This window comes from Actinospica acidithermotolerans (assembly GCF_018139625.1).
GTDB classification, from domain to species: Bacteria; Actinomycetota; Actinomycetes; order Streptomycetales; family Catenulisporaceae; genus Actinospica; species Actinospica acidithermotolerans.
On the sequence record NZ_JAGSOH010000094.1, the window covers coordinates 16,493 to 28,408 of the forward strand.

The 11,916-nt window shown below is 69.0% G+C and carries 11 protein-coding genes; 4 read left to right on the forward strand and 7 right to left on the reverse strand.

Annotation, left to right across the window (positions count from 1 at the left end; genetic code table 11):
• Nucleotides 1-120 precede the first annotated feature (120 nt).
• From dnaB to rpsF, 5 genes are all read right to left on the reverse strand, one after another.
• Entirely contained in the window at nucleotides 121-1,644 is a 1,524-nt protein-coding gene (dnaB, locus tag KDK95_RS25385) for a replicative DNA helicase (protein WP_212520801.1), read from the reverse strand.
• A gap of 349 nt (nucleotides 1,645-1,993) precedes the next feature.
• Nucleotides 1,994-2,440: a 50S ribosomal protein L9 gene (rplI, locus tag KDK95_RS25390; protein WP_212520802.1), complete on the reverse strand. Its 447-nt coding sequence runs from the start codon at nucleotides 2,438-2,440 to the stop codon at nucleotides 1,994-1,996.
• Nucleotides 2,441-2,461: 21 nt separating this feature from the next.
• A complete protein-coding gene (gene rpsR / locus KDK95_RS25395; protein ID WP_212520803.1) occupies nucleotides 2,462-2,698 on the reverse strand; it encodes a 30S ribosomal protein S18 in 237 nt (78 codons plus the stop codon).
• Between the two features lie 30 nt (nucleotides 2,699-2,728).
• Complete coding sequence (locus KDK95_RS25400) at nucleotides 2,729-3,295, reverse strand: single-stranded DNA-binding protein (RefSeq protein ID WP_212520804.1); 567 nt, start codon at nucleotides 3,293-3,295, stop codon at nucleotides 2,729-2,731.
• A gap of 47 nt (nucleotides 3,296-3,342) precedes the next feature.
• Nucleotides 3,343-3,645: a 30S ribosomal protein S6 gene (rpsF, locus tag KDK95_RS25405; protein ID WP_212520805.1), complete on the reverse strand. Its 303-nt coding sequence runs from the start codon at nucleotides 3,643-3,645 to the stop codon at nucleotides 3,343-3,345.
• A gap of 233 nt (nucleotides 3,646-3,878) precedes the next feature.
• Between rpsF and KDK95_RS25410 the strand changes: the two genes are divergently transcribed.
• From KDK95_RS25410 to KDK95_RS25425, 4 genes are all read left to right on the forward strand, one after another.
• Nucleotides 3,879-4,178, forward strand: coding sequence for a hypothetical protein (locus KDK95_RS25410; RefSeq protein WP_212520806.1), 300 nt, complete (start codon nucleotides 3,879-3,881; stop codon nucleotides 4,176-4,178).
• 55 nt (nucleotides 4,179-4,233) lie between these two features.
• A complete protein-coding gene (locus KDK95_RS25415; RefSeq protein WP_212520807.1) occupies nucleotides 4,234-5,049 on the forward strand; it encodes a deoxyribonuclease IV in 816 nt (271 codons plus the stop codon).
• A gap of 85 nt (nucleotides 5,050-5,134) precedes the next feature.
• Entirely contained in the window at nucleotides 5,135-6,283 is a 1,149-nt protein-coding gene (locus tag KDK95_RS25420) for a lipid II:glycine glycyltransferase FemX (RefSeq protein ID WP_212520808.1), read from the forward strand.
• A 39-nt stretch (nucleotides 6,284-6,322) separates the two neighbouring features.
• A complete protein-coding gene (locus tag KDK95_RS25425) occupies nucleotides 6,323-7,420 on the forward strand; it encodes an alanine racemase (protein ID WP_212520809.1) in 1,098 nt (365 codons plus the stop codon).
• Here KDK95_RS25425 and KDK95_RS25430 read toward each other — a convergent pair.
• Together KDK95_RS25430 and KDK95_RS25435 are read right to left on the reverse strand one after the other, a co-directional pair.
• Nucleotides 7,384-8,910: a glycosyltransferase family 87 protein gene (locus tag KDK95_RS25430; RefSeq protein ID WP_212520810.1), complete on the reverse strand. Its 1,527-nt coding sequence runs from the start codon at nucleotides 8,908-8,910 to the stop codon at nucleotides 7,384-7,386. The genes KDK95_RS25425 and KDK95_RS25430 overlap by 37 nt on opposite strands.
• 153 nt (nucleotides 8,911-9,063) lie before the next feature.
• The coding region (locus KDK95_RS25435) for a transglycosylase domain-containing protein (protein WP_212520811.1) at nucleotides 9,064-11,916 on the reverse strand (2,853 nt) is incomplete at its 5' end.

Consider the following 11,916-nt stretch of genomic DNA (forward strand, 5'->3'; position numbering starts at 1 on the left):
ATCACCCGAACGAGTGAGGCCGCTGATCAGATCGTCCGCAGCGAGTGTCAGAACTGCCATTTAGCTGACACAGACGCGCGGATTCTGACATCGAAATGCGGACCCTACATCTGAGGTCGCTCAGCTCTGCTGCATGTCGACGAAGCGGCTGTAGTGGCCCTGGAAGGCCACGGTGATGGTGGCCGTGGGGCCGTTACGGTGCTTGGCGACGATGAGGTCGGCCTCGCCGGCGCGGGGGGACTCGGCCTCGTAGGCTGCTTCGCGGTGCAGGAGGATGACGACGTCGGCGTCCTGCTCGAGGGAGCCGGATTCGCGCAGGTCGGACATCATCGGCTTCTTGTCGGTGCGCTGTTCGGGACCGCGGTTCAGCTGCGCGATGGCGACGATCGGGACCTCGAGCTCCTTGGCGAGCAGCTTGAGGTTACGGGACATCTCGGAGACCTCCTGCTGGCGGCTCTCGGCGCGGCGGGCGCCGCCGCCGCTCATCAGCTGGAGGTAGTCGACGATGACAAGACGCAGGTCGTGGCGCTGTTTGAGGCGGCGGCACTTGGCGCGGATCTCCATCATCGACATGTTCGGCGAGTCGTCGATGAACAGCGGGGCCGAGCTGAGGTCGCCCATCTTGCGGGCGATCTTGCCCCAGTCGTCGTCCGTCATGTTGCCGGATCGCATGTGGTGCAGGGCGATCCGGGCCTCGGCGGACAGCAGGCGCATGGTGATCTCGTTGCGGCCCATCTCCAGGGAGAAGATGACGGACGTCAGGCCGTTGCGGATCGAGCAGGACCGCGCGAAGTCCAGGCCGATGGTGCTCTTGCCCATCGCGGGGCGGGCCGCGACGATGATCATCTGGCCGGGGTGCAGGCCCTGGGTGAGGGAGTCGAGGTCGGCGAAGCCGGTGGGGACGCCGGTCATCTCGCCGGAGCGGTTGGCGATCGACTCGATCTCGTCGATCGCCCCCTCCATGATGTCGGACAGCGGGGCGTAGTCCTCGCCCGCGCGCTGCTCGGTGACGCTGTAGATCTCCGACTGCGCCCGGTTGACGATCTCGTCGATGTCGTCGCCCTCGGTGGCGTAGCCCATCTGCGTGATCCGGGTGCCCGCCTCCACCAGGCGGCGCAGGATCGCGCGCTCGTGCACGATCTCGGCGTAGTAGCCGGCGCTGGCCGCGTTCGGCACCGAGTCCATCAGGGTGTGCAGATACGCCGGGCCGCCGACGCGGGAGAGCTCGCCGCGCTTGGTCAGCTCGTTGGCGACGGTGACGGCGTCGGCCGGCTCGCCGCGGCCGTAGAGGTCGAGGATCGCGTCGAAGACCTGCTCGTGCTTGGGCTGGTAGAAGTCCCGGCCCTTGAGCACCTCGATCACGTCGGGGATGGCGTCCTTGGACAGCAGCATGCCGCCGAGCACGCCCTGTTCGGCCGCGAGGTCCTGCGGCGGGGTGCGCTCATAGCCGCCACCGCCGCCACCGCCTCCGTAGCCGCCACCGCCCCCTGCGGAGCCGTTGCGGCCCTCCCGGCCGCCGCCCGATCCCCCGAAGCCGCCGAAGCCGCCGGAGTCCCGGAAGTAGCCGCCGGCGGGCTCGTAGCCGTCCTCGGGGGGCGGCTCGGGTAGCGGCGGCAGACCCTCGGTCCCGTCGAACGCGGGCATGACGGGACCTCCTTCGGATCGGCTCGGCGCGGGTCGGAAGAACCACGGTAGGGCTCGGGACCCACAAGAGCGAGTCAGTCATCCACACGTCCTGTGGATAACCTGGGGATAACACGGCGGCGCCTGTTGAAAACCGGGTCACTCCTGTGGGTACCGCGGTGGACGACGCGGCGGGCTCCGCGCGGTCCCGGTGATCGCAGGGGCCTGGCCTGGGCCGTCGCCCCGGGGCCGGGACGCACAGGCTGTGCACAAAAATTTCCGGGCGCCGCCTTCTTCCGAATGGATGAAAGCGGCGCCCGGAAACCGACCTCGCGTCGGATGACGGTCAGTCAGTCATGCGACTGTCGCCTCAGGCGGCGACGATGTTGACGCCCACGGTCGCGGAGACCTCGGGGTGCAGCCGGACCGAGACCCGGTGCGAGCCGACGGTCTTGATCGGCGTGGGGATCTCGATCTTGCGCTTGTCCACGGCCGGGCCGCCGGAGCGGGTCACCGCGTCGGCGATGTCCGCGACGGTGACCGAGCCGAACAGGCGGCCGGACTCGCCGGCGCGGGTGGCCAGGCGCACGTTGAGCTTCTCCAGCTCGGCCTTGAGCTCCTGGGCGTGGCCCAGGTCGCGGACCTCGCGGCTCTTGCGGGCCTTGCGGATGGTCTCCACCTGCTTCTCAGCGCCCTTAGACCACGTGATCGCGTAGCCGCGGGGCAGCAGGTAGTTGCGGCCGTAGCCGTCCTTGACCGTGATCACGTCGCCGGGGGCGCCGAGGCCGGTGACCTCGTGGGTGAGGATGAGCTTCATTTTCTAATCCCTACCCTTCCCTTAGCGAACGGTGCTGGTGTACGGCAGCAGCGCCATCTCACGGCTGTTCTTCACAGCCGTGGCGATGTCGCGCTGGTGCTGGGTGCAGTTGCCGGTCACTCGACGGGCACGGATCTTGCCGCGGTCGGAGATGAACTTCCGCAGCAGGTTCGTGTCCTTGTAGTCGATGTACTCGGTCTTGTCCTTGCAGAATGCGCAGACCTTCTTCTTCGGCTTGCGCACCGGGGGCTTCGCCATGGTGTCTTACTCTCCTACTGAAAGATCAATCTAGAACGGGGGCTCGTCCGAGTAGCCGCCGCCCCAGCCGCCGCCCGAACCACCGGAGGTGGCCCAGGGGTCTTCCTGCTGGGACTGCTGGCCGCCGGACTGCTGGCCACCGCTACGCTGCACGGACCCGCCGCCGGACTGGTTGCTACCGCCCCAGTCCCCGCCGCCGCCTCCGCCGTATCCGCCGCCCCCGGAGGAGCCGCGGCCGGCCTTGGTGACCTTGGCGGTGGCGAACTTCAGGCACGGGCCGATCTCGTCGACGTCGAGCTCGACCACCGTGCGCTTCTCGCCCTCGCGGGTCTCGTAGGACCGCTGCTTGAGCCGACCCTGCACGATCACCTGCATGCCCTTGGTGAGGGACTCGGCCACGTTCTCCGCGTACTGGCGCCAGACCGAGCAGCGCAGGAACAGCGGGTCGCCGTCCTTCCACTGGCCGGACTCGCGGTCCAGGGTCCGCGGCGTGGACGCGACGGTGAACCCGGCCACGGCGGCCCCGCTGGGCGTGAAGCGCAGCTCGGGGTCGTTGGTCAGGTTGCCGACGACGGTGATTACGGTTTCGCCTGCCATGGGGTCCTACTCGCCTTCCGCTTTACGTAGCAGTGCCCGACGCGGCATTACCGCTGGTCGGGACGGATGACCTTGGTCCGCAGCACGCCCTCGTTGAGGTTGAGCTGGCGGTCGAACTCCTGCACCACCGCGGGGGTGGCGTTGAGGTTGATGACGGCGTAGATGCCCTCGGACACCTTCTTGCCGCCCTTCTTGATCTCGTAGGCGAGGCGACGACGGCCCCAGATGTCGGTCTTCTCCACCGCGCCGCCGTTGCTGCGGACGACACCGAGGAAGTTCTCGACGGACGGAGCGATCTGGCGCTCTTCGAGGTCCGGGTCGAGGATGACCATCACTTCGTAGTGACGCATGTGCGTACCCACCTCCTATGGACTCGTACGGCCGCGGGCTCTCCGCGACAGGAGGGTCATGCATCGATCCAGGGCAGGCCCGGCGGACGCCCGGCGCAGACCTGGATCGGTCAAGTGTACCGGTACCCGATTGGCCTCTTGAAATCGGGACGATCCAGGCTGATAGTGACGACTGAGTACGCGGAAAACCACACAGTGTCGTGTAGCGCGTGACAGGTACGGAGGTCTCCCCGATGAGCCAGACCGTTTCCACCCGGCACCACCACCTCACCCTCAACACGGACGGCCGCCGCCACCCCATGGCCAACACGCTCACCCTGCTGGCGAGCTGCCTGGCCGTGGTCGCCGCGGTGAGCGCCTGGTACCCCTCGACCCACCTGGTCGGCGCCTGGACCGGCCTGTTCGGGCTGCTCTCCGGCCTCTGGGCGCAGATGATCTCGGCCACCACCGCCGAGCGGTTCATCAACGTCAGCGCCATGATCGTCTCCGGGGTCGGACTCCTGTTCGGCCTTGCTCACGGTGGACTGTACTGACCGCCACCGACAGTTTCGCGCCGCCGTTGTCGGCGGACCCGGATAGAGTCGTGCCGTGACTCGAATCGGTGCGACCGTGGACCAGGCCGACCCGCTCGCCGCCTCGGCGGAACGCGGCGGGGACGCGGCGCAGATCCTGCTGGGCGATCCGCAGACCTGGACCAAGCCCGGCGTGACGTTCCCGGGCGGCGCCGAGGCGCTGGCCAAGGGCGCCGCCGAGCAGGGCCTGCGGATCTACGTCCACTCGGCGTACGTGATCAACGTGGCCTCGGCGAACAACCGGATCCGCATCCCCAGCCGCAAGCTGCTGCAGCAGAGCGTGACCGCGGCGGCGGAGATCGGCGCGGCCGGCGTCGTGGTGCACGGCGGCCACGTGACCAAGGACGACGACCCCGCGGTCGGCTTCGAGAACTGGCGCAAGGCCGTCGAGGGGCTCGAGCTGCCCGTTCCGCTGCTGATCGAGAACACTGCGGGCGGCAACCACGCGATGGCGCGCTACCTCGAGGCGATCGAGAAGCTGTGGGCGGCGATCGGGCAGACGCCGAACGCCGACAAGGTGGGCTTCTGCCTGGACACCTGCCACGCCTTCGCGGCGGGCCTGGAGCTGGAGACCGTCGTCGAGAAGGTGCTCGCCATCACCGGCCGGATCGACCTGGTGCACGCCAACGACTCGCAGGGCGGCTTCGGTTCCGGCCGGGACCGTCACGCGAACTTCGGCCAGGGCAAGATCGAGCCGGAGCAGCTGGCCGCGGTCGCGGTCGCGGCGGCAGGCGCGGGCGCCGACTTCATCTGCGAGACGCCGGGCGAGGCGGCCGACCAGGCCGGCGACGTGGCGTGGCTGCGGGAGCGGATCGGCGCGCCCCAGGCGTAGGAAAACCCGGCTTAGATTACAAATCGTGCGCGCCCGGGCGCGCCGCGTAGTCGATCGTGCGCCGACTGTTCATACTGGTGCGCCGATGAGCCTTCAGGTGTATGCGATCGACGCGGAGCGGCATCGGCGGTTTCTGGAGAAGGAGGCCGCCGGGCGGCGCAGGCGTGTCAGCTTTCTGCAGTCCCCCGACTGGGGACGGGTCAAGAGCGGTTGGCGGGCCGAGTCGATCGGCTGGTTCGGCGAAGGCTCCGAACTGGTCGGCACGGCGCTCGTACTGCACCGCGATCTGCCGATCCCCTTCATGGCGGGCCGATCCCTCGCGTACATTCCGGAGGGCCCGACGGTCGACTGGTTCGCCGCCGGGCGGAACGCGGCGGCGTGGCTCGAACCGATAATCGCCTACCTGCACGGCCGCGGCGCGTTCAGTGTGAAGCTCGGACCGAAGGTCGTCGCGCGCAGATTGCGCGCAGAGACGGTCAAGGCGGGTATGGCCGACGCCGGCTACGCCACCCTGGCGGAACTGCCCGCCGATGAAGAGGATCCCGAGGGCCTGCGGCTCATCGGGGAACTGGAAGCGCTCGGCTGGCGCCGGCACGGCGCGAACGACCACGGGATCGCCGGCGTGCAGGCCCGGCACTTCGTCGAGATCCCGTTGCGCGGCAGGACCTCCGCCGACGTGTTCGCGAGCTTCAACGCCCAGTGGCGCCGCAACGTGCGCCTCGCCGAGCGCGCCGGGGTGAAGGTCTGGCAGGCCGGGCTCGACGAACTTCCCGCGTTCCACGACCTGTATCTGGAGACCGCCGCGCGGGACCGGTTCCTGCCGCGTCCGTACTCCTACTTCAAGCGGATGTTCGACGAGTTGCGCGCTGCGGATCCCGACCGCGTCCGGCTCTACCTGGCCGGCGCCGACGGAATCCCCTCGGCGGGCGCCGCGATGATCCGCTTCGGCGGCAGCGCCTGGTACGGCTACGGCGCCGGATCGAGCCGGCGCCGCGAGCTGCGGGCCGGCAACGCCCTGCAGTGGCAGATGATCCAGGACTGCCTGGAGGACGGCCTGGACTACTACGACCTGCGCGGCGTCGGCGAGACCGCGGACCCGGACCACCCGATGTTCGGATTGCTGCGCTTCAAGATCGGTACCGGCGGCGACCTCGTCGAGTACCCCGGCGAGTACGACCTCGCGCTCAACCGGCCGCTCGCCGCCGCGCTGCGGATATACCTCCTGCTCCGCTGAAGCGCAGGGAACACACTTCGGGCAGAAGAGGGCGGCACTATGTCACTGACGTTCTACGTGGATCGGCAGGCCTGGCAGGCGCATCACCGGCGGATCGCGGCCGATCATCCGAAGCCGGTTCCGGTGGTCAAGGGCAACGGATACGGCTTCACGCTGCCGGTGCTCGCCGAGGCGGCCCGAGATCTCGGGCCCGGCGCGGGCGTCGACGGGATCGCGGTCGGCACCGCGCAGGAGGCGGTCTCGATCCTCGACCATTTCCCCTACGACATGGCGCTTCTCGAGCCGTACCTGCCCGGCGGCGAATGGCTCGAACTGCCCGAGCGCGTAGTGCGCAACGCCGCGTCGATCGAGGCGGTGCGGATGCTGGCCGGGCGCCGCATGATGATCGATTGTCGCAGCTCCCTGCGTGCGCACGGCGTGTCCCGCGGCGAGCTACGCGCCCTGCGCCGCGCGCTGTGCAGCGACGGCCCCGAGGGCTACTCGGTGCACTTGCCGATCGAGCGGCCCGCGCACGCCGATCCGGTCCGCGAGGTCTCCGAGTGGATCTTCGCGCTGCGCGATGCCGGGCTGATGATCCCCGTCATGTACGTCAGCCATGTCCGCCGGTCCGAGATCGGCGCACTGCGGCTGCTCTTCCCGCGCATCCGCTTCCGGCCGCGCATCGGCACGGAGCTGTGGCTCGGCGATCCCTCGGCGGTCGAGGCCCGGGCGACGGTGCTCGACGTGATGCCCGTGCGCAAGGGCGAGCCCGTCGGCTACCGGCAGTGGCGGGCGCGGCAAAGCGGCTGGATCGTCGTGGTCAGCGGCGGCGCGTTGCACGGCGTCGGCCTGGAGGCTCCGAAGGTGCTGCGCGGGATGCTGCCGCGGGTCAAGGAGATCGGGCGGTCCGGGCTGCGCGCGATGAACCGGACGCTCTCGCCCTTCACGTGGAAGGGGCGGCGCTGCTGGTTCGCAGAGCCGCCCCACATGTCGGTCTCGATGATCTACATGCCGGACTCCGAGATCCCGCCGCGGCCCGGCTCGGAGCTGGTGGCCGAACTGCGGCACACGGCGACCCACTTCGACCGCGTCGCCCTGGTCGACGCCCGTGGCGTGTCAGGTCAGGGCACCACCGGCGTCAGGCCGGCGTGCGCCTGATCCTCGTCGTCCTCGTAGCCTTCCTCGTCGATCAGGCCGAAGCCGTACACGTCCTCGGCGCCTTCCAGCACGCCGCCCGCCGGGTCGTCCATGCCGCTCATCCGGACCGGATCGCGGCGTGGATCGATCACGTCGCGGATCACCTGGACCGCGAAGAAGATCGTGCCCGCCAGGTGCAGCGCGATGGCCAGGTCGTAGGCCGGCTGCGGCAGCCCGCGCAGCGGAGTGTTCAGCGAGACCAGGTACAGCCAGATCGCTCCGTAGTAGACGACCTCGCACACCTGCCAGATCAGGAAGTCGCGCCACCGCGGCCTGGCCAGCACCGCGAGCGGGATGAGCCAGAGCACGTACTGCGGCGAGTAGACCTTGTTGAACAGGATGAACGCGCAGGCCACCAGGAAGACGATCTGCCCGACCCGGGGCCGGGTCCTGGCCAGCCAGGTGAGCAGCCCGATGCCGACGCAGGAGAGCGCGAGCAGCACGGCGAAGCCCGCGGACACCGCCGAGGCGCTGAGGTTCGTCACGTGCAGCGTGTGGGCGAACGGGCTGTACTCCAGGAACAGCCAGAACGAGCCCCAGTCCGCGCCGCGGTTCTCGTTGAACGAGTAGAAGTACGCCCAGCCGTGGAAGTTGGCCGCCATGAACGGCAGGTTCACCACCAGCCAGGAGGCGGCCGCGCCGAGCAGGCACAGGCCCCAGGCGCGCATCTTGCCCGCCCGCCAGCACAGCAGCACCAGCGCGACCAGGATCAGCGCCGGGTAGAGCTTCGCCGCCGTGCCGAGTCCGATCAGCACGCCCGCCACGACCGGCCGCTTGCGCGCCCAGGCCAGCAGGCCGGCCGCGGCCAGGCCGACCGCGATGAGGTCCCAGTTTATGGTCGCGTTCAGCAGCAACCCCGGCGCCAACGCGAACATCGCCGCGTCCCAGGGTCTGGAGCCGCTGAGGCCGACGAGGGCGATCACCGTGATGCACGCGAAGATCAGCAGGAACCACGTGGTGATCACGTAGAACCAGCGGCCCTGGTTGTTCGCGTTGCCCGGGAAGTGCTTGGCGATCAGCGCGGCGGTCTCCATCGCGGCGCCGGTCACGACCGGGTACTCGAGGTAGTAGTTGGTGTTCGTCGAGTAGTACGGCACGTCTCCGGACGAGAAGCCGCGGCCCTGGTACATGTACGGGATGTCGCTGTAGCACATGTGTGTGTACTGCTGGTTCCCGCCGCCGGTCCACGCGGTCGCGAAGCAGGGCTCGCGCATCCCGATGCCCACGGCCGTGGTCAGCACGGTCAGCACGAGCAGGATGAACGCGACCGAGGCGCGGCCGACCGGGCCGAGCTTGGTGCGCGCCCGGCGGCCGAGCACGCCGCCGAAGCCCTCGGCGCCGACATTCGCCAGCGGGTCGTCCAGGGTCGGCGCGATGTCGCCGGCGCCGTCCGGCCGGCCAGGCTCGAGTGGCCCTTCGGTGTCTTCGAACGAGGGGGTGCTGACCGTCATGCCGCAAACCCTAGCGGTGGTTCCTGAGTGAGTGCGTGGATCGGGCGGCCGATCTGGCGATTCCCGCTGTGGAAATTTCATGAGCCCCCTGGGAAGGCCGGAGGGGCGCGACGGTCGAAACCGTCGCGCCCCTCCGACTCAGCCTAGGCTGCGCTAACCGCCGTTCCCGTTCCCGTTCTTACCTGTATTGGTCGCCGTGGCGCTCGCCGTGGCCGTGGCCGTGGCCGTATTGCCGATGCAGCCGCCGAACAGGTTCGTCTGCTGGCAGGTGGACGTCGAAGTCGGCGTCGTGTTCTGCGCCGTCGGCGTGGTCGCCTGCTGGCTCGGGGTCGTCGCGGTGGCGGTCGGCGTCGTCGCCGTCGCGCTCGGCGTGGTGGCCGTCGCGCTCGGCGTCGGGCTGTTCATGACCGTGGCGCTCGGGTTGGCCGTCGGCTGGGTGAACGAGGCGTCACCGCCGAACGAGGTGCCCTGCATCAGCGAGAGGAACTTCGACCAGATGGCGAACGGGTACATGGCGCCGTAGTCGTTGCCCTTGTTGGCGATGTTGTCGACCGGCAGCTGGACCGTCTCCGACTTGCCGTCGATCGTCGCCGTGGTCCATCTGCTGATGCCCACCGAGATCGACAGCTTGCTGCTGTATCCATCGAACCAGATACCCGCAGTCGTGTACTTGCCGTTGCCGTCGTTGCCGCCGCCGTAGCCGACCGCGTTCATCGCGGTCGTGGTGTTCGGCGTGATGTCCATGGTGGACGTACCGGTCTTGCCCGCGATGTTGTTCAGGTTCAGGCCGCTGCTGTTGTAGGCCGAGTTCGCCGTGCCGTCGCTGTTGTGGATGACGCCCTTGAACAGGCTGGTCTCGGTCGCCGCGACGTTCGAGGAGATCACCTGCGTGGTGGTCATCGTCGGCTTCCAGTCATAGCCGGTCGAGGCGTTCTTGATCTCCTTGATCTCGACCAGCTGGTGCAGCGTGCCGTTGGCGGCCAGCACCGAGTACGCGTCGGCCATGCGGGCCGGGTCGACCGCGCAGACACCGAGCGTGAACCGGACGTTGTCGCAACCGCCCGAGGTGTCGCTCCAGCCGGGCGTGCTCGAGGAGAGGCCGAACGACTCGGCCATTTTCTCGACCTCGCCGTACTGGCCGGGCTGCTGCTCCTCGACCCGGACGAACGCCGTGTTGACCGACGCGTCCGTGGCGTGCCCGAGCGTGATCAGGCCGGTCTTGGCCTTGCTGCCGTCGTTGGTGATACCGCCGCTGGAGTCACCGGCGTCTTCCTGCATCTCGGTCGGATTCGTCTTATCCGGCCATGGGTCGCCGCTGATGTAACTGTTCGGCGACCAGTTGTTGGTCAGTGCCGTCGCGAGGGTGAACGCCTTGAACGTCGATCCGCCCTGCGCTGTCAGCATCGTCGCCGTGTTCTCGTACGTCGAGCCTCCGTAGAAGGCGACGAGATCACCGGTCGATGGATCGACCGCGGCGAGTCCTGGTTGGAGCGTCTTCTGGTCGAGCGCGGTCTCCTGGCTCAGCAGCTCCTGCTGAACCGCCTGCTGAGCCAGCGCCATGTACTTCTGGTTGAACGTGGTGATGACCGTGTAGCCGCCGGCGTCGATCTGCGCCGCGGTCGGCCCCGCCGTCGACGGATGCGCCGAGTTGTACGACTCGAGCCACGAGGACGCGGCCTGCTTCATCTGCACGTCGGTCATCGACTCGCCGGACGTGGTGGTCTCCGCCACCGGGTTCGGCGTGGTGGCGAGGGCCTTCTGGTACTCGGCCGCAGACTTGATGTACCCGTACTGGTACATGTTCGACAGCGTGTCTTTCCAGCGCGCGAGCGCCGTGTTCTTCGCCTGCTCGCCCTGCGACGTCGTCTCGGTCGACGGGTCCCAGCCCTCTGAGTAGTACGAGGGTGAGTTCAGCATCATGGACAGGAACGCGGCTTGCGAGTCCTGCTCGTACGCCGGTTCCTTCTCCATCTGCGCCAACGAGATGTTGAACCACTTCTGCACGCCCGCCACGATGCCGTTGGAGTTCCGGCCGAACGACGAGGTGTTCAGATAGTCCGCCATGATCGTCTGTTTGTTGTACTTCTTCGCCAGTTTCAGGGCGATGAAGATCTCGTCGATCTTGCGGGACGTCGTCTGCGCCTGGGTCAGGAACGCGTTCTTGACGTACTGCTGGGTGATCGTCGAACCACCCTGGGTGCTGCCGCCCATCAGGTCGACCAGCAGGGCTCGCGCCGTACCCGTGTAGGAGACGCCGGGGTCGGTCCAGAAGGTCTTGTTCTCCTGGGCCACGACGGCGTTCTGGATCGCCATCGGGATCGCGCTGTAGTCGACCACGGTGCGGTCGGTGCTGCCGTCCGAGGCGAACTTCGTCGAGCCGTCGTCGAACGTGTAGAACGAGGACTGTGCGAACGCCGACGAGTGCGGGTCGGGGATCTGCACCGTCTCGTACTCGAAGGCGATGAAGCCGAGCACCAGGAAGATGCAGGCCAGGAAGCCGCCGGAGACCTGCTTGATCGACGGGACCCAGTGCCGCCAGCCGTACTTGCCGGTGCGCGGGTAGTCGAAGTAGCGGTGGTAGCCGGTCCGCTTCACCGGGCCGGTCGGCCGGCCGGCGGCCCGCGAGCGGGACCGCGCGGCCGCGCCGTTGCGCGTCGAACGGCCGTTGAGCGCGCTCTCCGGGTACTGGTCCGAGCGCGACTGGCTGGCCGCGTCGCCGCCGCGGGCGGCGCGCCGCTCCTCGACCCGGCTGCGCCGGGCGCCGGGAACGGCCCCCGTCGCGTCGGCCGGCTCCTGGACGCGCGTCTGCGCCGGGTCGGACGAGCCGTACCCGGGAGCCGCGCCCAAGCCGGACGGCGAGGACGAGGGATAGCGCGGCGCCGCGTCGGAGGGCGCGCGGCCGCGGGTGCCGCCGCCCGGGCCGGCGGAGCCGCTGCCGGCACCGCCGCCGTAGCCGCGACGGCCGCCGCCCCCGCCCGGAGGGGGCGAGGCCTGCGGGGTCGGGGG